The sequence below is a fragment of the Finegoldia sp. P2-F-LR genome, assembly GCF_052932265.1.
The window spans coordinates 34,492-55,871 of record NZ_JBRFJF010000007.1; the positions used below are offsets into that span (position 1 = coordinate 34,492).

The 21,380-nt window shown below is 32.8% G+C and carries 19 protein-coding genes; 3 read left to right on the top strand and 16 right to left on the bottom strand.

What is annotated here, in order from left to right; all coding sequences use genetic code 11:
* The first annotated feature begins 252 nt into the window (after nt 1-252).
* Both ACU68W_RS05360 and ACU68W_RS05365 read left to right on the top strand, forming a co-directional pair.
* Nucleotides 253-1,326, top strand: coding sequence for a uroporphyrinogen decarboxylase family protein (locus ACU68W_RS05360; protein WP_094223085.1), 1,074 nt, complete (start codon nt 253-255; stop codon nt 1,324-1,326).
* Entirely contained in the window at nt 1,313-2,635 is a 1,323-nt protein-coding gene (locus ACU68W_RS05365) for a Na+/H+ antiporter NhaC family protein (protein ID WP_446756232.1), read from the top strand. Before ACU68W_RS05360 ends, ACU68W_RS05365 begins: the two co-directional genes overlap by 14 nt.
* A 67-nt stretch (nt 2,636-2,702) precedes the next feature.
* Here ACU68W_RS05365 and ACU68W_RS05370 read toward each other — a convergent pair whose 3' ends face one another.
* The 16 genes from ACU68W_RS05370 to ACU68W_RS05445 all read right to left on the bottom strand — a co-directional run bounded on the left by ACU68W_RS05370 (nt 2,703) and on the right by ACU68W_RS05445 (nt 20,414).
* Nucleotides 2,703-4,169: a C69 family dipeptidase gene (locus ACU68W_RS05370; protein ID WP_446756233.1), complete on the bottom strand. Its 1,467-nt coding sequence runs from the start codon at nt 4,167-4,169 to the stop codon at nt 2,703-2,705.
* A gap of 125 nt (nt 4,170-4,294) precedes the next feature.
* Entirely contained in the window at nt 4,295-4,504 is a 210-nt protein-coding gene (locus ACU68W_RS05375; protein ID WP_294685200.1) for an AbrB/MazE/SpoVT family DNA-binding domain-containing protein, read from the bottom strand.
* A 28-nt stretch (nt 4,505-4,532) separates the two neighbouring features.
* A complete protein-coding gene (locus ACU68W_RS05380) occupies nt 4,533-5,372 on the bottom strand; it encodes a metal ABC transporter permease (protein ID WP_094208151.1) in 840 nt (279 codons plus the stop codon).
* A complete protein-coding gene (locus tag ACU68W_RS05385; RefSeq protein ID WP_094208150.1) occupies nt 5,366-6,037 on the bottom strand; it encodes a metal ABC transporter ATP-binding protein in 672 nt (223 codons plus the stop codon). Before ACU68W_RS05385 ends, ACU68W_RS05380 begins: the two co-directional genes overlap by 7 nt.
* Nucleotides 6,038-7,354: a metal ABC transporter substrate-binding protein gene (locus ACU68W_RS05390; protein WP_094223870.1), complete on the bottom strand. Its 1,317-nt coding sequence runs from the start codon at nt 7,352-7,354 to the stop codon at nt 6,038-6,040. It lies immediately after the preceding gene.
* Nucleotides 7,355-7,422: 68 nt separating this feature from the next.
* Nucleotides 7,423-8,097, bottom strand: coding sequence for a ZinT/AdcA family metal-binding protein (locus ACU68W_RS05395; RefSeq protein ID WP_094223871.1), 675 nt, complete (start codon nt 8,095-8,097; stop codon nt 7,423-7,425).
* A 339-nt stretch (nt 8,098-8,436) separates the two neighbouring features.
* Nucleotides 8,437-9,339 carry a nucleoside hydrolase gene (locus ACU68W_RS05400; RefSeq protein ID WP_094223872.1) on the bottom strand — a complete coding sequence of 301 codons (903 nt, stop codon included), beginning with the start codon at nt 9,337-9,339 and terminating at the stop codon, nt 8,437-8,439.
* On the bottom strand, nt 9,332-10,150 hold the full coding sequence (locus tag ACU68W_RS05405) for an energy-coupling factor ABC transporter ATP-binding protein (protein WP_094206314.1): 819 nt from the start codon (nt 10,148-10,150) through the stop codon (nt 9,332-9,334). The genes ACU68W_RS05400 and ACU68W_RS05405 overlap by 8 nt, the downstream gene beginning before the upstream one ends.
* A complete protein-coding gene (locus ACU68W_RS05410; protein WP_094223873.1) occupies nt 10,150-10,986 on the bottom strand; it encodes an energy-coupling factor ABC transporter ATP-binding protein in 837 nt (278 codons plus the stop codon). The genes ACU68W_RS05405 and ACU68W_RS05410 overlap by 1 nt, the downstream gene beginning before the upstream one ends.
* Nucleotides 10,986-11,717: an energy-coupling factor transporter transmembrane component T family protein gene (locus ACU68W_RS05415; protein ID WP_094223874.1), complete on the bottom strand. Its 732-nt coding sequence runs from the start codon at nt 11,715-11,717 to the stop codon at nt 10,986-10,988. The genes ACU68W_RS05410 and ACU68W_RS05415 overlap by 1 nt, the downstream gene beginning before the upstream one ends.
* The gene (locus tag ACU68W_RS05420) at nt 11,714-12,337 is read right to left on the bottom strand and encodes an ECF transporter S component (RefSeq protein WP_094208144.1); all 624 of its coding nucleotides are present in this window, start codon (nt 12,335-12,337) and stop codon (nt 11,714-11,716) included. The genes ACU68W_RS05415 and ACU68W_RS05420 overlap by 4 nt, the downstream gene beginning before the upstream one ends.
* A 134-nt stretch (nt 12,338-12,471) precedes the next feature.
* Nucleotides 12,472-12,882: a GNAT family N-acetyltransferase gene (locus ACU68W_RS05425; protein ID WP_094223875.1), complete on the bottom strand. Its 411-nt coding sequence runs from the start codon at nt 12,880-12,882 to the stop codon at nt 12,472-12,474.
* 85 nt (nt 12,883-12,967) lie between these two features.
* Complete coding sequence (locus ACU68W_RS05430; protein ID WP_094223876.1) at nt 12,968-17,074, bottom strand: cell wall-binding repeat-containing protein; 4,107 nt, start codon at nt 17,072-17,074, stop codon at nt 12,968-12,970.
* A 259-nt stretch (nt 17,075-17,333) separates the two neighbouring features.
* Entirely contained in the window at nt 17,334-17,630 is a 297-nt protein-coding gene (locus ACU68W_RS05435) for a helix-turn-helix domain-containing protein (protein WP_094223877.1), read from the bottom strand.
* Nucleotides 17,631-17,786: 156 nt separating this feature from the next.
* Complete coding sequence (locus ACU68W_RS05440; protein WP_094223878.1) at nt 17,787-19,880, bottom strand: Tex family protein; 2,094 nt, start codon at nt 19,878-19,880, stop codon at nt 17,787-17,789.
* A 126-nt stretch (nt 19,881-20,006) separates the two neighbouring features.
* Complete coding sequence (locus ACU68W_RS05445) at nt 20,007-20,414, bottom strand: hypothetical protein (protein WP_094223879.1); 408 nt, start codon at nt 20,412-20,414, stop codon at nt 20,007-20,009.
* A gap of 214 nt (nt 20,415-20,628) precedes the next feature.
* Here ACU68W_RS05445 and udk point away from each other — a divergent pair, with 214 nt between their 5' ends.
* Nucleotides 20,629-21,237 carry a uridine kinase gene (udk, locus tag ACU68W_RS05450; RefSeq protein WP_094223880.1) on the top strand — a complete coding sequence of 203 codons (609 nt, stop codon included), beginning with the start codon at nt 20,629-20,631 and terminating at the stop codon, nt 21,235-21,237.
* Nucleotides 21,238-21,380: the final 143 nt, after the last annotated feature.

Below are 21,380 nucleotides of genomic sequence, written 5' to 3' on the forward strand. Positions count from 1 at the left end.
TTCGTGATTATTATCAGATTATTTTCCCGTATTTATGTTGAAAAATCATTATCTTAGAGATAATTTTTTATTTGATTAATATTTTTTATTCTATGTGTCCATTTTGATAAAATTTTATTTAATCTAAACGAATAATAACAAACACTTATAGAATATTTCAATAAATTAAGTGATTTTTATATGATAGAATTACTTTGAAAATTATTGCAATTTTATTTTTATAATATTTGTAAAACTTAAAGGAGGATTTATATGTTCAAAGATGAGATGAGTCCAAAGGAGAGAATGGAGGCTTTCTCAAAAGGCGAAGAAATGGATAGAATTCCAGTTGTTCCAGATATGGGCGTAACTATGAGTGATTATCTTGGATACAAAACTTGGGATTATTATTCAAATTCTGATGTAATAGCAGACACTGAAGTAGCTTTATTCAAGAGATTTTATCACGATTCTATCAGTGTATCCACTACTTTAAGGGGAATGGCTGAAGCTATGGGAACTGAAATTTGGTATCCAGAAGACGGTATTTCCCAATTAAAAGATCCAGTTGTAAAAAAAGTTGAAGATATCGAAAAATTAAAAATCATCAATCCATTAAAAGATGGAAAGCTACCAGTGTTAATAGAAGCATTGGAAAAAATCAGAGATCAAGTCGGAGATGTTGCATCAATCGGTGCTGCAATGACTGGACCATTCTCTGTAGCCGCAAGTGTTTTGGGTACTGAAACTTTACTTCGTTGGATGGTTAAGAAAAAGGATGCCGTTCATAAAATTATGGATATCATCACTATTAACAACGGAGAATACATTAAGGAAGTTGGTAGTAGAGGATTTGGAATGGGATTTGCCGATCCAGTTTCAAGTACTACTTTGATTCGTAAGAAACAATTCGAAGAATTTTCACTTCCATATTTGAAGAGAAATATTGCAGATGTTAAAAAATACTGCGGTTCTTCTGCAGGTTTGCATATTTGTGGTGATTCTAAAGATTTGTGGCCACTATTAAAAGATTCTGGAATTGGTAACTTCTCACTTGATAACTGCGAAAGTTTATTGGAAGCTAAGGAAATTCTTGGTAACGACATTGTTATCACAGGAAATGTTCCTCCAGTAGATGTTATGTATTTGGGAAATACTGAAGATGTAAAAAGATCTGTAAAAGAATGTATCGACATCGGCTACGATTCTCCATGCGGATATGTGTTATCTACAGGTTGTCAAATTCCAAAAGGAACAAAATTAGAAAATATTGATGCGTTCATGGAATATGGACGTGAATTTGGAAATTATAAAAGATTAAAGGAGCTAAAAAATGAAACCAAATAAAAAAGCACTTCTTCCACTATTAGTGTTCGTGCTGTTCTATGTATTATCAGGTGTAGTTCTTGCGATGCGTGGAATTGAAATGCCATTTTATCAAATTCCTTCACCTATTTCTATAATGATTGGTGTAGTGGTAGCATTCATTATTTTTGAAGGAACTGTTAACGAAAAAGCCGACGATTTTGTAAAAGGTTGTGGCGACGAAAACATAATTATCATGTGTATTATTTACTTATTAGCAGGAGCATTTGCTCAAGTTACTAAAGCAAGTGGCGCTGTAGAATCTGTTGTAAACTTCAGTTTATCAATCGTACCTGTAAACTTCTTGGTACCAGGAATTTTCTTAATTTCTACATTTTTGTCAATTGCAACTGGTTCATCTGTAGGATCAGTAGTAGCATTGGGTCCTATAGTTTACGGTGTAGCAGTAAAAATAGGAATCAATCCTGCTCTTATGCTTGCAGCTTTGATTTGTGGAGCAATGGCAGGAGATAACTTGTCATTGATTTCAGATACAACAATCGCTGCTACTAGAACACAAAATATCGGAATGAAACAAAAATTTGTAATGAACTCAAAATTCGGTTTCCCTGCAATTATAATTTCTACAATAATTTTCGCAATTATAGGAAGACCAGAAACGACAATTACAATGGTAAAAGAAAGCTACAACTTAGTTTATGTAATTCCTTATTTATTAGTTATCGTAACTGCTTTGATGGGAATGAACGTATTGTTGGTATTATTCTCTGGTACATTATTAGCAGGAATAATCGGAATGATTTACGGAAAATTCGACACAATCATGTTGTCTCAAAAAATTTTCGAAGGCTTCACAGGAGTATTAGACATATTCCTATTATCAATGTTCACAGGTGGACTTGCTTACATGGTTAGAAAACACGGTGGTATTGATTGGATTATAATGAAAGTTAAAAAGAAAGTTAAAGGAACAAAAAGTGCCGAAGCTGCAATCGCAACATTAGTTGGACTTACAAATGTTGCCATAGCAAACAACACAGTTTCAATCTTGATAACTGGTCAAGTTGCATCAGAAATGACAAAAGAATACGACGTAAAACCATCACGTGTTGCATCACTTTTGGATACAACAAGCTGTGTTATACAAGGAATTATCCCTTATGGAGCTCAAATCTTAATCGCATCAGGACTTTCTGCAGGAAAAGTAGCGCCAACAGATATAATTCCATTCTTGGTTAACCAATACGTATTATTGGCGATGATGATATTGACAATTATCACAAGATTCGGAACAAACTCAGACCCTGCTACAGAAGTTGCAGATGTTTAATTGCAAAAAAAACACCTCTTATGAGGTGTTTTTTGATTGCTATTAATTCATTTGTTATTGTTAAATATTAGTTATCACTTCTTGCAAATCCGTTTTTCATTTCGCAGCTTGCTGTGAATAAAACGTCGTGAAGTAATTTGTCTGTTTTTTCTTTCAAGAAGTCTGCCATTTCTTGGTTTGCTTTTTCAAGTAATTCATGAGCGTTTGCTGAATTTTTAGCAAATTCTTCGTCGTATTTGTTGATGATTTCGTTGGATTTGGATTGAACTGCTCCTTGATATCTTTCGATAAAGATTGCTGTTTTGTTGAAGTGTGCATCGCAAAGTGCAGCTATGATTCTGTTAGCCCAGTAGAAGTTTTCTGATGTTGCTTTTACTACTTGGTCTGCTACATAGCTTGGTGTTGTTTCTACATTTGCATAGAATGCAACAGCTGCGTTGAATGCGTTGCTACCGAATGACAACCATTGAATTGCTCTGATTTCTTCTGGCGCGTAAGGTCTTATTTGTGTAAAGTGAGTTACATTGTCACGGCTAATTCCTAATGGACGATACATTCCACGGTAGTTTGGATCTCCGTGTTTTGCGTAGCAATCGTAAGGTGTTCCTTCATAATGGCTAGACAATATTGTCTTCATATCTTCTACAGTGATTTTTCTTTCTGGAACCATTGCCCATGGCAAATCGTCAGATTCAGGTGTGAAATCAGCATCAACTCCGTCCCAAATCAATGTGTTTGGATTGAAATATCTAAGCATAATCCATGCTCTTGGTGTGTTGTATGTGTGATCTGAATGATCATGAGATCCGTATGCTAATCTTGGATTTACATAATCTTCTTGATCTAAGAATAGGTGATGTTTTTCGGACCATTCTTTCAAATCTTTTGAACACATGAATTCTTTTTGTTCGCCGTAAGCATCATCAAAATCAAAATAATCAATTCCCAATTGGTTTGGCATTACAACGTATGCATCATCAGGAACTCTTCTTGCCATCCAGTGATGTCCACCGATTGTTTCCAACCACCAAATTTCGTCAACATCTTGGAACGCAATTCCGTTTGATTCATAAGTTCCGTGTTCTTCTAATAATTTTCCTAATCTTTCAACACCTTCTCTGGCTGAGTTAATGTAAGGAAGAACCAAAGTTACGAAATCTTCTTCGCCAAGTCCACCGAATTTTTCATCTTTTGTTGGAGATTGAATCAAAGGATCTGCTCCTTGAACTCTTGGGTTAGTAGTGATAGTTTCAGTAGCACTCATTGAAATATTTTTTTCATTAACGCCTGATGCAGCCCAATCTCCTTCAAATGTGTCAGAGTTTGGAAGAGCTGTATATCTCATAGGATTATCTGGTAAATCCACCTTACATCCAGATAAAACTGATTCGTATTTTCTAGGTTGGTCTTCTGGTTTTACAACGATAAATCTCTTAGCTGTAAAAATTCCAGAAGGAGAATCTTCACTTCTTGAAATAATTGTGGAGCCGTCAAAGCTCGCTTCTTTACCTACTAATAATGTAGTACATGCCATAATTATATACCTCCTTAAATGTGATATCCTTTTTTAATATCCAATATCATTATACCCCTTTTTTCATCGTTTTACACTAGGAAAATAAAAAGAACTATCATAATTTTACAATAGTTCTTCTGATTTTATTCCTCTTCACCTAATGCATCAATTGTGTCGTCAGTCAATCCTTTTAATTTTTCGACGTAATTTGCATCGTGGTTTTTCTTAGGAATCAATATTATCTTGTCGTTTTCAAGTTCACATTCGAATATATCTCCAACTCTTAGGTCGTATTTTCTCATTAATATATCCGGTATTGTTATTTTGTTTCCTTTTTCTACTTCGAAATTCATATTATCCTGCCTTCTTGTAATGTTGTATCTACTTTATTTTAGCATTATTTTGTGAATTTGAAAAGTTTTTCATATTAGTTTTTTTAATTTTAGAATATATTACAAATATTATCATTCCTATAACTGCATTTACTACGATTGCTCCACCTGGTTTAATATCAAATTGATAAGATTGAACTATTCCCAACATCATATACAAAATACCGAGTATTATCGTTATGCTGTATGTTTTCTTGTAGCTTTTTGCAATTATGAGCGCTGTGGCTACGGGAAGTACAATCAATGATGTCACCATCAACGCTCCAACTATCTTCACTGCAAGGGCAATTGTTATTGCTGATAAAAATGTAAACACCGCATTGATTCTGTTTACTTTGACTCCTGCAAGACGAGCAATGTTTTTGTCGATTGAAATGGCCAATAATCCAGAATATTGTGAGATGGATACCGCCAGTATTAGAACGAAAATAACAGAAATGTTTATTACATCCATATTTGTTACAGAAGATATGCTTCCAAACAAGTACGATTCAAACGAATTTCCACCTGGTGCAAAATCCGACAATATCGCTGCTATTCCAAGTCCTGTGCTCATTATCACAGCTGTTGCCATGTCACCGTATTGTGGGAATTTTTTCCTGATTAATTCTATTAAAAACGCTGCTATAACACAGACTATTGCAGAACCTATCAATGGGTCAAATCCCAAAATCAAACCCAGACCAACTCCACTAAGTGCTGTATGAGAAAGTGCATCTCCTATCATCGATGTTTTACGATTGACCATTATTATTCCTATCATCGGTATCATTATTGCAAGCAAAAACCCTGCCACCAGTGCTTTTCTCATAAATGCAAATTCTAGCATCGTACAAGCCTCCCTTCTATCATTTCGTATTGTGTCCTATCTATATCCAAAGCTTCTATTTCTTTTATTTCGTGAGTTACCATTATTACAGTGATATTGTATTCTTTGTTTAATTTAGCGATTGTTTTGATAAATTTTTCTTTGTTTTCTTTGTCTACACCAGCTGTCGGCTCATCGAGTATAAGAAGTTTTGGCTCATTAATCATAGCTCTGCAAATCATGGCTCTTTGTTGCAATCCTCCAGACAATTCATTTACAGGTCGGTTAATGTATTCTTTCATTCCCATTTCTTCCATAATTTGTTTTGCCTTGTCGTAATGTTTTTTGCGAGGAATTTTGATAAAACCAAAATCCTCATACAAATTCAATGTTACAAGCTCCAAACAAGTTATTGGAAATGCAATTTTATTGACGATGTTGATTTGTGGAACATATCCTATATCACGATAACTTTTATATTCTTTGATGTTTTTATCCAATATTTTTATTTCTCCATCGTCTGCTTTTAATTCACCTAGCATTAATTTCAGTAGAGTTGATTTTCCACTGCCATTTCCACCTAAAATTAGAGCCATTTCTCCTTGAGTAATTTCTAAGTTCAAATCTTTAAGCACCAAGTCTTCATTATATCCAAAATTTAAGTTACTGATTGTTACTGCATTCATTTATACACCTGCCTTTCTCATGGATTCGTATAAGTTTTTCAAATTCATCTCTATTAATTCGATATAGCCCTGATTATTGTCCTGTTGTTCTTTTGTGACAAATTCCATCGAAGCCAATGGTTTAATATCTCCACCCAATTCTTCTGATAAAGTCTTCGCTTCTTTAGGAGGTTTCCCATATTCATAAAATACCGTAGTAATGTTTTTCGTTTTCGCAAAATCCACGGCTTTTTTTATTGTTTTAAGACTTGGACTTTCCATGCTAGTAAGCCCTTCTAATGGATACTGAGTAAGTCCAAAATCCCTCGCTATATATGCATAAGCGTAATGTGTTACCAAAAAGCTTTTGTTATCTAATTTACTAAATTTTTCTTTGTATTCTGCGTCAATATCTGTCAATTTATCAACGTATTTCAATTTGTTTTTGTGATAAATTTTCTTGTTATCTGGATACTTTTGTATCAATTTATCTTGGATACTATTCAAATATTTTTTTGCATTTACAACAGATAACCATGAATGTGGATCGTAAGTTATCTTGTCAAATCCTGACGAAGACCCTTCCATTACAGGTTTTAATTTGCCCTCATCTTGAAGCAATTTACCGTTAGTATCTTGTAAATAATATGGTAGCAAATCTTCGCTTATTCTGTCCGATACAAAAATCCACTTGCCCTCATCTTTTATATTGTAAAATATCTCTCCAGATTCATGGCCCATTTCAAGCCCATATACTTTTCCCTCTTCCACATCAAAAGTGTTTTTTTGGTGAACAATCTCACCTTTTTGATTCATTATTTCCTTTGCTTTTTTGACTAATTCTTTTTTGTCTTCTCCGTTATCTTTAAAAAACGCAACCCTCATAATATCTTCATGAGTATGCCCAAAATCTATCTTTCGTTTTCCTTTTGTTAAATTTAATTGTGCCATATATTGAAAATCTCCCCTTGAAGCAGCTCCCTTATATGTGATTAGCTCCACCGAGTCTGATAATTTCAATATTTCCAAGTTCGGTAAGTTTTCATGGACTTTGTCAACCCAATGCTCCATGTTTGCCCCATTTACAACGAGCAAATCTGCATCCGCTAATTTTTTCATATCCTTCGCAGAAGGCTCCCACAAATGAGGCTCCTTATCCACAGGCATAAAAGTTCTCACCTCGACAGTATCTCCTGCAATCATCTTCACCAAATCATGCACAGGAAAAAACGATGTGTAGATAACAGGTTTTCCTGAAGATTTTTTCGTGTGATTGGAACATCCCGCAAACAAAACCATGCACAAGGCTAATAGAAAACTCAAAAATCTCTTTTTCATCTAAATTCTCCTTTTCAAAAATCAAAGGACAGGTCGTCCCTGCCCTTTGTCAATTTCATATTCCAACCTTATTCTTCGATTTCTCCGATAATTTGTTTATCAGTTGTGTTTGGTTTTACGAAAGTTGGGAACCAGCCTTCCTTTGCAAATAATTCTTCCTTGTCATTACCATATCTCATGTGGAAATGTGTCAACTCTTCTTCGCCGTGAATTGGCATCATCAACAAAACTTTGTATTTTGCATTAGAATCCACAGCTTCAAAAACATCCCATTCTAGCATGTGTGATCCATGTTTTACAGCCTTTTTTTCCACAAATTTGTACTCAGTTTCAGCTATTTTCTCTCCATTTTCTGAAGGGATTTTACTTGTGAATGTAATCTTGTTTCCGTCGATTTTCAATCCGTTGAATTCACATTTTCTTTTTTCAAGATAATCTTCTTTTGCTTTTTTCTCATCAACATTTTCTTTTTTCGCTAAAGTTTTGAAAGCGCCTTGAACTTCTGGCTTATCCAAATAGCTTCCCATGTTGTTCCATTCTCCATCCCAATCAGACAAGCTTACTTCTTCTTTTTTGTCCTCAGTTTTTTCAGTAGCTTTGCTTTCTTCTTCTTTTTTGTCTTCTTGCTTTTGTTCAGTTTGCTTAGTATTTTCTTTCGGTGCATCTTTTTGCGCTCCACAACCATTCAACAACAAAGCCGCTGACATCACTCCAACCAAAGTCATCAATTTTAATTTATTCATATCAATACTCCTTATTTATATTTGTTAGCACGAAAATACAAACAGTTATTAATATCTCAAAATAAATTCGAATGCATTCCAATTTTATTAACTAATTAACTTACTACAATAAAATTTGGTTTTCTATTCTATCTTCCCTATTCAATTTTAAATATGTAATAAGTTTATTTGAGAATTAAAAACTTATTTAGTTGCAAATTACGTCTAATCTGCAAAATCAATTGTAAAAATCATCCTACTAACTTTATCCAAATACATAATAACATTATTTTTTTATTCTGTCAATAATGATAATCATTTGAATTTAAAAAAACTCCGAGATATTTCTCGGAGTAAGTTTTATTCTGTTAGAGCTTGCATCAATATTTCTCTGAATTTATCGATGTCGATTTTAGTGATTACTTTGCAGTTGAATTCACCATTTTCTTCTTTAATCAAATCTCTGTAGCTCATTCCTCTTGTTTCGTCGTTTTGTGTATCGATTTTGATGTACATATCTTCCGTTTCGAAAACTTTTGGATTATCAAGAACGATTACTGAGCAAGGATCGTGAATTCCCGCATCGTTTGATGCGTAGTATTTCAAAATTCTGTGTGCAAATTTTGTTCTTTTTGTTTCAATTGTATCCAAGAATTGAATTTGCTCATTCGTTATGCTGGCTTTTTGTGTTACGTTTAGTCCTGCCATTATGATTTTAACTCCGCTTTCAAATACGATTTTCGCTGCTTCTGGATCGACAAAAAAATTAAATTCACTGAGACTTGTGACGTTACCTCTTGTGATGGAGCCACCCATGATGCTGATTTGTTCGATTTTTCCCTTGTCTTCTGGAAAAGTTCTTAACAGTAGTGCAATGTTTGTAAGTGGTCCCACTGCAATTATCGTGATTTTTTCAGTTGAGTTTTGGATAATTTCGTGCATCATTGTAACGGAATTTTCGCTTGTAAGTTCATTCACATCTTCTGATTCAATCATATCTCTGAATCCTGCAATTCCATCATCTCCGTGAACCGTTGCAAAGAAAGGCTCTCTTACAAGTGGTACTTCTTGTCCTTTTCCCATAGGAACATTTATGTCCAAAAGTTTTGCCAAGCATTGCATGTTTCTTGTTGTGTGTTCGATTGATACGTTTCCATTTACTGAAGATAGTGCTAACAGCTTTAAATTTTTCGCATTTTTAATTGCAAATAAAGCTGCTGCATCATCAACTCCCGGATCAAAATCCAATATACAATTAATCATTAGCACCTCCAAAATTTTTGATGTAATCTACAAAATCATCCACCGACAATAATTTTTCGTTCAAATTAATTGAGTTGCAAAGTCTTTTTACCACAGGTGGTTGGATGTATGCTTTTTGTAGGATTTCATCTTCATCAAAAACTTCCTTTTTATCAGCATCTTTAATGATTTCTTTGTTGGACATCACGACAACTCTGTCGAAGTTTTCAACGACAAATTCCATATCGTGAGTTATCGTTATGATTGTTTTGTTCAAATCGTGCAAATGATCGATTACTCTTTTCAAGCAACCCATAGAATATGCATCTTGTCCTGCTGTCGGTTCGTCAAATATGAAAATGTCGCAGTCATTTGCGATTGTAATTGCTATCGTTATGAATTTTCTCGTACTAAATGGCAAATCATAAGGATGGTCGTCCAAATATTCTGAAAGTTCACAGATTTCACAAGCTTGTCTGACACGTTTGTCCATTTCATCTTCGTCGACTTTTAATGCTCTCAACGAAAAAGCGACTTCATCGTAAACTGTGGAGTTGAAGATTTGATCGTTTGGATTTTGGAAGACGTAGCCTACTTTTCTGGATATTTGTGCAGTTGTCATTTCCTTTGTGTTTTTGTCACCCAACAAAATTTCTCCAGAACTTGGTCTCAATAGTCCGTTCATTAATTTGGCACAAGTCGATTTGCCGGCTCCATTTTGTCCCACGATTGCAACTTTTTCTGAAGAATTTACGACCAAATTCAAATCGTTAATGGCTTTGAATCCGTTAGGATAAGTAAAGCTTACATTTTTAAATTCTAATTTGCTCATTAGTTTTCCTCCAATTCTTTCTTGCATTCATCTAAAGTTATAGGAACTTTTTTGAAAAATCCTGACTTTTCTTCATTTAATTTGTATGCAAGTTTTGAAACTATAGGCATAGATACATTGTGCTGTTCGATTTTGTCGTTTGATAAAACTTCGTGAGTTTCACCGTTGAAGATGATTTTTCCATCGTCCATTACCACAACACGATCTGCGTATTCTGCTATCAAATCAATTTTGTGTTCGACCAATATTATGGTTTTGTTTTGTGATTTCAAAAGTTTTAAAATATCGAAGATTTCTTCCGTTCCCAATGGATCGAGTTGACTTGTAGGCTCATCGAATATCAAAATTTTTGGATTCATAACGATGATTGATGCGATTGCAACTCTTTGAGATTGTCCACCAGATAATTCATTTGGGTTTTTGTCTTGCAAATCTTCAATCTTAAGAAGTTTTATAACATCGGTTACTCTTTGTCTGATTTCTTCTCTTTCAACTCCCAAATTTTCAAGTCCGTAAGCTATTTCTTCGAACACTGTTTTCTTTATACCAGAGATTTGGCTAAATGGATTTTGAAACACAAATCCTACCAATTTCGCCATTTCTCCACGTTTGATATCGTCGATGTTTTTGTTATCTATAACAATATCTCCCGAGATTTCTCCTTGAACGAAGTCTGGAATTATCCCTCTAATGATATTGCACAAAGTCGTCTTGCCGGAACCATTTTTGCCAATAATCCCAACAAATTCTCCTTGCTTAACGTACAAATCCAAGTTTTTTATCGTTTTTTCTTCTTGAAGTTCATATTTGAATGAAACATTTTTAAGTTCTATCATTATTTAAACCTCCACACCAATGCCAACACAACCAATGCAATGAAAACGTAAAAAATAATTCTGTCTGCAGTTGTTTTCTTGATTTCCTTGAGACATGTTTTTTCATTTTCAGATGCAAATCCACGTGCTTCAAGTGTAATTGTCTTTTCATCAATTTCTGAAAGTGAGGATATAATCAAAGGTCCAAGTGACGGGAAGAACGCCTTCGCTCTGTTTTTGATGGAGCCTGTTGTTTCAATTCCACGTGCTTGTTGTGCTTTTATAATTTTGGAACTTTTCTTAATCATTTCTGGAATCATAGTCATTGTCGCCATTATTACGTAACTTGTAACGTGACTTACTCTTTTTTGTTGAAGAGCTATCATCAAATCTTCAATGTCAGTCGTTTCAAAGAATAATAAAAACAAAGTTATAAGCGTTAGAATGAATTTTGTTTGTTCCAACCCATTTAATATTCCGTTAAGTGTCACTCTCATAAATCCTAAATTCAAATACACGTGTTCTGTTGATTTGTCCAAGAATAATTGGAACAAAAACATTATTAATAATACTAATAACAAAACTATCCACAATTTTTTCACGTATTGTTTGAATTTATTATCCAACAAAGCTAATATCAAGCTTAATGGAAGTACAAAAAGGTATGCGAATTGCCATGGCAAAACCAACGAAATAATAACTGTAACTATAACCATAAAAAGTTTTGTTGTTGGGAAAATTTTAGATATCATTTTGCACCTCTCACGTATTTGTTCTTCTTTTCTTTTATGTATTGAATTCCATTAGGATATCTCAACAAATTTCTGTTCGGAATGGATTTGATAAGGAAATACACTGCAAACGAAGTCAAAAACTTATCCAAAGTTTCTGTAAGAACAGTTGAACCAATAACAGATTCCCATAATCCTTTTCCTGTTGCAACCAAAAACGTCGTGATTGCACTTGAACCACTCGCTCCAGTAACGCCACCAAAAACCAAAACAGTAATTGGCGCAGACGTAATCATCGCCACAAGCCAAATAATAATTCCTACTACAAATGTCTTTGCTGGAGTCTTAAACATTCCCTTCTTTCCACAAATCCCTGCAACCAAACCAATCACACCACTTACAATCATGTATGGTAGTTGTGTAGGATTAGTAACAGATGTCACGATGTTTGTGACAACACCTGTAAGAAAACCAATCCAAGGCCCACACAATACACCTGTGAATACAGTTCCTATAACATCCAAATAAACCGGTAATTTTAATGCTGCATTTAAATTTGCACCAACAAAATTGATAGCTATACCAAGTGGAATTAGTAAAATTACCGACAAGTTATAGCTCATCTTAGATTTAGATTTCATAAATTCCTCCTATAAATTTTACGAAAAAATTTTCGCGTTGAATAAATTTTATCATAATGCGACCAATTGATAAATCATTTTTCGTTAAAAATATTAACAAGAATTTTGTGATACTAAAATATTTAATTCAAAGTTTACAAAACTCTTAGCATACCCTTCTTGTTAGGAAATTGTTTGAAATGAAATTTTTCGTAAAATGCATCGTAAGGAGTGTTCGCAAGCAAAATAATATACGCATCTTCATCATAATTTTCGTCCAAGTATTTGTTAATCTCATTCATTAAAACTCTTCCCAAACCATTTTTTTGATATTCTGAATCCACCATCACATCAGTAACCACAAGACTAATCGCCCCATCTCCGACAACCCTTGCCATCGCAATCAACTTATCGCCATCATAAATCGCTGTAATGAAAAGAGAATTTTCGATTGCAGTTTCCGCATTTTCCTTCGATTTTCTATTTCCAATACCAGATTTTTCACGCAATTCGTTGTAATCATCTGGACTAACTGCTGCATTTTTTATAACGTATTTTGTATTCATAACTCACCTCACAAATATTATCTATTATTTTTCTAAATTTTACAAAAAAAAGAGATATCAGCTACATGCCAATATCTCTAAGGTTTTATTTTGATATACTTTCTGTTCCTCCGATTATTTGAATTTCTTTAATTTTAGAATCATTCAAATATTTTTGAACAGATGATGGGATTTTATCTTTTTCAAGTAAAATTATTGGAGTTTTATTGATTTGTGTTATAGGTCCAGAAACCAAAGCATCCACATAGTTATATCCATTTGCTATAAGGATTTTTTCTGCATTTGGATAAAGATATTTTGCAACTTCAACAGATGTTTCAAATCTATCTTTTCCACTCAATCTAGTTATTTTTATTCTCATGGATTTAAGTTCTTGTTCAACTTTTTCTGAGATTGATAATTTCCCACCTACTATTACAATCTCATTTACATTCCATTGTTTAATAGCTTTTTTCGTATATTCATTTAATTCTTCGATTTGAGTCAACAATACAGGAATATTTTCCTTGGCAGATATGCTATTTCCACAAAGTGCATCTACCATATTAGAGCCACTTGCCAATACTATTTTGTTTTTGTTGCCAAATTTTTCTACAACTTCTTTTCCAACTTGTACAGCTGTTTCGTATCTATCTTTTCCTGAAATTCTAGTTACATTGTATCCAAGGTTTTTTAATTTAGATTCTACTTCTTTTGAAATTGTAGACTCTCCACCTACTATAAAAATATTTTTAGCATTTAATCTTTTTATTTCACCTAAAGTATTGTTATCTATTTTAGTTTTTTCACTTAAAAGTATTGGGCTTTTTAGTGAAGTTGCAAGAGGAGTTGAAGTTAATGAATCAACCAGTTCTTTTCCAGATGCAAGTACGATGTTATCAGAGTTTTTGTAATATTTCTTAGATAATTCGACTGCTGTTTGATATCTGTTTTCTCCTGAAATTCTAGAATTTGTAAAGTTTTTGAATAAATCTTCAAATTCTTTTACTTCTTTTTTATCAGAAGGATTTGTGTTATTTTCTGGAATACTTGGAGTAACTGTTCCCAGATTATTTGTGTTATCCTCTGGTTTATTTGGAGTAACTGTTCCTGGATTATTTGTGTTGTCTTCCGGTTTACTTGGATTGTCTTCTACTGGTTTCTTAGTATACTCAATTGCAATATCATTAATAGACAATGTTTTTGTTTTAATATCCAGCAAATCTTCATCTTGTTTAAATGGCAACAAGTTTAAGTTACCGTATTTATCAATTTCATAAACCGCCACAACTTTTTTATCTTTAGGAACAACTCTTTGTATTGTGAAATCACCCAATGCCATCTTTGTAACTTCACATCTATGAGGATTGATCAATTTGAATCTGAACAAATCAAAATCTTTTCCAGAAAGTTGTCTTACATCTGATTTTTCTGGATATGTTGTTTTAAGCATCAAATCTCCAAAATTCATTCCTTTAATTGTTGTGCTTTTATCATCAGATTTTAATTCTGTATTATTATCATTTTCTGTTCCTTTTGGAACTAATGTAAGATAAGTTGCGTTAGTGCATAAAGTTTGATTGAATACATACTTTCCGTCACCCCATTTTAATGGATGATTTGGTCCTCTTTCTGATTTGTCAACAAGTGTAAATGGGAAATTAGCAATTGCAAATTCATCTTTTGAATCTTCAACTCTTACAGAATATTGCACTCCTTCGTACAAATCAATTGGAGTGATTGGAACTCCCCATTCATCTTCTTCCAATGTAGTTGCAGTTACAGTGTCGTATTCACTTGTAAATATCAACTTAACATTGCTGTAATCTTTTGGATTATTCTTATCTTGTAAGATTCTAACATAATCAATAGTGTATTTGTCTTTGATTACTTCATCTTTTTTCAAAGGTCTTATTGTAAGATGATCAATTTTTGGATCAACTGGTTTTGCGTAAGGGTTTTTAGTTTTGTGCCTAATTGGTAGATTTCCTTCGCCATTTGCTTTGAAATAAAATTCGTTAACTTCCTTATCAAAAGGAGTATCTGATAATATGAATTGCTTATTATTGGAGCCTGTTGATAGCATATAGTCATCATTTTCATATACATATAATGATGCCAATTCTCCTTCGTAAGCCATAAATGTTCCAACTTTTTCAGATCTAGTTAAATTGTATAATGTGAAATACAAGAATTCCATATCACCAAGAGGTCTTGTCTTTCCATTTTCTTTAACCAAAATTGGAATAGGTGCCATTTTTACTTTTTTATCGGATAAATTACATACATCATCCACAGATTCTTTTGAATAATCTAACTTAGTCAACAAAATTTCTTCTACAATTTTATTATCGTCTGTTACGGCTACAATTTTACCATTCACTTTTTTTGCATTTACTTTTAATGTATCTAACTTATATTCGTCGTTTTTCTTCAAACGAATTTCGTATTTCTCTCCTTCTCTTAAAGTGAACTTAGCTTTTGCAGATTTTGATTTGAAGTTTGAAACTTTCTTCGTATTCAAGTTTTCAAGTTCAAATTCCAACTCTTTGTCAACTGGCAATCTGTTGCAAGAACCACACAATACATCTAGTTCAAACTCTTGATCCAATTTTTCTTCTGATTTTTTGCCGTATTCAATTACTGTGTCATAAATTGACAATGTTTTTGTCTTAATATTTGCCACATTATTTTTCACAGTATAGTCTAATTTTGTAAGTCTCCCATCTTTTTCCACTTGATATACAGCTTTTACAGATTTATCTTTAGGAATGTTTCTGTGAATTGTAAAATCTCCATCAGCCATTTTCGAAACTTCACATCTTTTTGGATTGATTAATTTGAATCTAAATAAATCAAAGTCTTTTCCTTCCATTCCCTTAATTTGTGATTTATCAGGGTGAATTGTTCTTAAAAGTAAATCTCTAAAATTCATTCCAGAAACAGATGTATTTCCGTTTGCGCATTTAATTACTGTGTTATTCTTGTTTTCTTCGCCTTTTTTAACCACAGTAATGTAATTCGCATTTCCACAATATGAATGGTTGAATCCATATTTTCCATCATCCCATCCCAATGGATGATTAGGGCCTCTTTCTGATTTGTCAATTATAGCGAACGGGAAGTTTTCTATAGCGTATTGTCCTTTAGGATCTTCGATTTTTACAGAATATTGTACTCCTTCATACAAACTAAAAGGACTCAATAAAGTTCCATATTTATCTTGCAAAATAGGAACTGCAGTTACTGTATCGTACTCACTTGTAAATACAACTTTTAAATCCTTAAAATCTTGCTTATTTCCTTCAATTGGTGATATACAAACATAATCTAATGTAACTCTATCATTGATTTTCTCGTTTTGTTTTAATGGTCTTACAGTCAATGATTCTATTTCTGTTTTTGCTGGTTCTAAGTATGGATTTTTTGTTTTATGTCTAATTGGTAATTTGCCCTCTCCGTTTTGTCTGAAATAGAATTCACTAACAGGTTTTTCAAATGGCTTGTCAGCTAGAATGAATTTTTTATTCTTAGGGCTTGTGAATAGAATGTAATCATCTTTTTCATAAACACTTAAAGCTGGGATTTGTCCGTTGACAGTTTTTACTTCGCCAACTCTCTCAGCTTTTGAAGTATTATACAAATTAAATATAACTTCTTCATCTGATTTCAACGCTCTTTTATTACCATTTTCTTCTACCATTATTGGAATAGGTGCCATAGTTACTTTCTTGTCTGAAAATTCACAAACATCGTCGGCACATTCCTTTGAAAGATCAATTTTGGATACTAGGATATCTTCCAAGATATAATTATCTTCTTTTGCTAAAACAAGATCTCCCTTATCTTCCATTACTTCTACATTAAATGGATCCATTTGGTAATCTTTGTTCTTCTTCAAAGTGATTTTGTATTTTTGACCAACTTTAATATTTTCAATACTAAATTTGGCAATTCCTTGTGCTGATGTAAACTCCATCACTTCTTTTGTTTCTAAATTTTCTAATTCAAAATCCAGTTGGTTTACAACAGGAGTCATATTGCACACTTTGCACAATACTTTGACAGAAAATTCCTTTGTTTTGACATCTGATTGCGGTAATGTAGATTCATTATTTACATTTCCATCAACTTTTTCATCTGCTGCTTTTACCATTGGAGCATATCCAAAAACAAGCGCAAAAGCTAGCAGAAAAGCTACGACTTTTTTCAAAGCTTCCTCCTTATGATTTTATTTTGGTAGTTAATTTTATACCGATATCATTATAACTTAATAACACATTTAAAACAATTAATTTAATAATAATTTATCATCTTATTTAAAAACAAAATTATATACTTTATCACAGCATGTTTATTTGCAAATAACGTAAAAAGCTCCTAATTAATCGCTAAACTAATTAGGAGTTTGTATTAAAAAATTTATAATTTCATTGACAAGGAAACCAATCCTCTGTTTTTATCAATTACAATTATTTTGAAATTTGTGTATTCTTTTTTACAAATTCAATTTTCAAATCCATTCCCAAGCCATCAGCTAGTCTTTTTAAAAGATTTATACTTGGGTTTCTGGTTCCATTTTCTAATTTGCTAATGTCTGATTGATCAATGCCTGTCTTTTCAGATAATTGCTTTTGTGTTAAGTTTTGAGATGTTCTTGTAGAAACTATTGCTCTTATAATATCCATATCTGGTTGAATGTTTTTATATTCATTTGCAAATTCTTTATTTTCCAATTGTTCTTTTAAATAATTATCAAAAGTCTTCATTTTTTGTCCTTTCCGTAAAATCATCTCTGTATTTTTTTGCTTTTTGGATTTCAGACTTCAACTTTTCAGTTTCTACTATAATACTAATTTATGTTATATATCCCATATTGTCAATTGAAATTTCTCACAAAAATAAGCGCTATAATAGCGCCCATTTTATAATTTCATTGACAAGGAAACCAATCCTCTGTCTTTATCTATTCCAATTATTTTTACTTTTACGGTGTCACTTACTTCGCACACTTCTCTTGGGTTTTTGATGTAAGAATTGCTCATCTTAGAAATATGGCAAAGTCCATCTTCTTTTATTCCGATGTCTATGAATGCTCCGAAGTCCACAACATTTCTAACCGTTCCTGTGACTATCATTCCTTCTTCCAAATCGTCGATTGACAATACATCTTGTCTTAGAACTGGTTTTGGCATTTCGTCACGTGGATCTCTCCCCGGTTTTTTGAGTTCTTCAATTATATCACGCAAAGTAGGTTCTCCTACTTCTAGTTCTTCGGATAGTTTTTTAACATCGATATCGTTCAAATCGTATTTCATAATTTGTTTTGCGATTTCGTAACTTTCTGGGTGAACTTCTGTGTTATCTAATATTTCTTCGCTTTCAGGTATTCTCAAAAATCCTGCACATTGTACAAATGCTTTTGGTCCAATTCCTTTTACTTTCAAGATTTCTTGACGATTAGTGAATGGTCCGTTTTCTATTTTGTAATCCACAATGTTTTTCGCAGTTGTTTTCGTAATTCCAGATACGTAATTCAAAAGCGCAGAGCTTGCTGTGTTGATGTTGACACCAACTGTGTTAACACAATCTTCCACTACTTCTTCGAGTGATGATTTTAATTTCTTTTGGTTGACGTCGTGTTGATATTGTCCAACTCCGATTGATTGTGGAGAGATTTTGACCAATTCTGCAAGTGGGTCTTGAATACGACGTGCAATCGAAATAGCACCTCTTATTGTTACATCTAAATCAGGGAATTCTTCGATTGCAAGTTTTGATGCAGAGTAAATACTTGCTCCCGCTTCGTTTACGATTGCATAAAAGATTTCATCGTCGATTTGCGCTAACAAATCAGATACATATTTTTCTGTTTCACGAGAAGCTGTTCCGTTACCGATTGCGATTAGCTTTACGTTGTATTTGTCGATAAAATCCTTCAAAGTTTCGTCTGCTCTTTGGATTTGTTTTCTTGCATCAGTTACAAAAATTACAGCACTGTCCAAGAAATCTCCGTATTCAGAAATTACAGCAACTTTGCAACCAGTTCTAAATCCCGGGTCAAGTCCAATAATCGCAGTTTCTTTGATTGGTGGTTGCATCAAGTATGGTTTCAAATTGCTTTTGAATACTCCGATTGATTCATCGTCTGCCATTTCTTTCATACCTTGACGCACTTCTGTTTCGATTGATGGAACGATCAATCTCTTGTAGCTATCTTTTACTGCTTTTTCTATCAAATCATAAGTTTCAAAATCATTATTTCTTGCGATTTTTCTCATAATTTTGAAAATATTGTAATCGTCATTTAAAATGAATGAAACTTTCAAGAACCCTTCTTTTTCTCCTCTAAATACCGCAAGAACTCTGTGTGCTTTGACATCTTTTACTTTTTCTGAATAATCGTAGTACATCTTGTATGTGCCTGTTTCGTCTTCGTTTTTTTCTTCAGTTTTCATAATCCCATCTGTAATGAACGAAGTACGAACTATATCTCTGAATACTTTTTGTTCAGATACGAATTCTGCTATGATGTCCAAACTTTTACTAATAGCATCATCAACTGTTTTAATTTCTTCTCCGTTGACAAATTCTGAGGCTTTTTTCTCAATCTCAGATAAAGAGTGAGTTTTCTCCATTATCATATCTGCTACTGGTTGAAGTCCCAATTCTACAGCGATTGATCCACGAGTTCTTTTCTTAGGCTTAAATGGAAGATAAATATCTTCTAATTCTGTCAAAATAGTTGCTTCGTCGATTTGTTTTTTCAAATCTTCAGTGAGTTTTCCTTGCTCATCGATAAGACGTGTGATGTCGTCTTTTCTTTCTTGTAAGTTTCTCAAATATGTAAGCCTATCGTTTAATTGTCTCAACGTTTCGTCAGTCAAATTCCCAGTGATTTCTTTTCTGTATCTGGCGATAAATGGAATTGTATTTCCCTCATCTAATAATTCAACTGTCTTAACAACGTTATCATATTTTATGTCTAGTTCTTCTGATAATTTTTGTAGTATATTCATTCTCTTCCTTCTCTTTTAATAAACTATAATCTATATTTTAACATTATTTTATTTATTTTTCCAGATTAAAGCATCTTGAGGTAAAATTTTAAAAACCACCAAGCGTACACTTGATGGTTTGGTTAATTATTTTTTAAATAACTTAGCGTTTTTTTCTTTTTCTAATTGTTCCAAGAAAATCTCTTTTTGAATCAAGTGAGTTTTTCTGATGGATCCAGCAATGTCTGCTACTAACATAAAAATCGTCGCCGCTGACACGTAATAAAAGTCGATAAATGAATATTCGATAAATCCTCTTGATGGAGGTGTAATTTGTCCGATGAAAAGCATCATAAATATCGCTACGAAAACAATCGTAAAATTGAATTTGAAAATAAATCCATGAAAATATCCAAGGACTACTGCGATAGCCAAGAATATCATCAAGCAATGGTCAATCAAAAATCCATGCGCATGAGACAATGTGTATCTGATGATTATCATGAACAATATGTAAATCAACGAGTAAATAATAAGTTTTGTGTTTTTTGACATTTCAATTCTCCTTTTGTTAAAACATTTTCCGTAATTGTAATTTGCTTGAATTTTTTATAAAGTTTGTAATAAAATTTACAAAATAAATCAATTCAATATTATTTTAGCACAATTTATAATTTTAATCTACAATTTATTAAAAGGTTATCCTAATTTACAACCTTGAAAAATTGTAAAATTTATATTAAAATTAACTAATAACTAGGAGGCTATTATGAAACCGTATATTGTGGGAGTCGCAGGTGGAAGTGCTTCAGGTAAGACTGAAATCGTGAAGACTTTGAAAAAACATTTTGAAGATAAAATAGAAATTATTGAACACGATAATTATTACTTTGCTCATGACAATTTGACTATGGATGAACGTGCAAGTTTGAATTACGATCATCCCCAAGCTTTTGAAACGGATTTGTTGATTGAACATGTTAAAAAAATTATAAATAATGAAGAAATCGACATTCCAACTTACGATTTTACAATTCACACTAGAAGCTCTGATACTTTGAAAAAAATTCCCAAGCCAATTGTGATTGTAGAAGGAATTTTGGTTTTGGAGAATGAAGAACTTCGCAATTTAATGGATATGAAAGTCTTCGTAGACTGCGATGGAGATGTCAGACTCAAAAGAAGAATTACAAGAGATTTGGTCGAAAGAAACAGAACTATTGAATCGATTTTGACTCAATATATGGAAACTGTTAAGCCAATGCATGAGCTTTTTGTGGAACCTAGTAAGAAATTTGCCGATTTGATTGTGCCAAAGGGTGGCAAGAACAAGGTTGCTATCGATGTTCTTATCAATCATTTGGCTACGAAATTATAAAAAAACCATTTTGCTATTGACTAGAATTAGTTTCTAGTATAAAATTTTAATAACTTAATAGAAAATTATGATTGTGACCAGTACCGATTATTCGGGAATTACAACACATGAGTTTTCAAGGTAGTTTCATACTTTGCATGGAA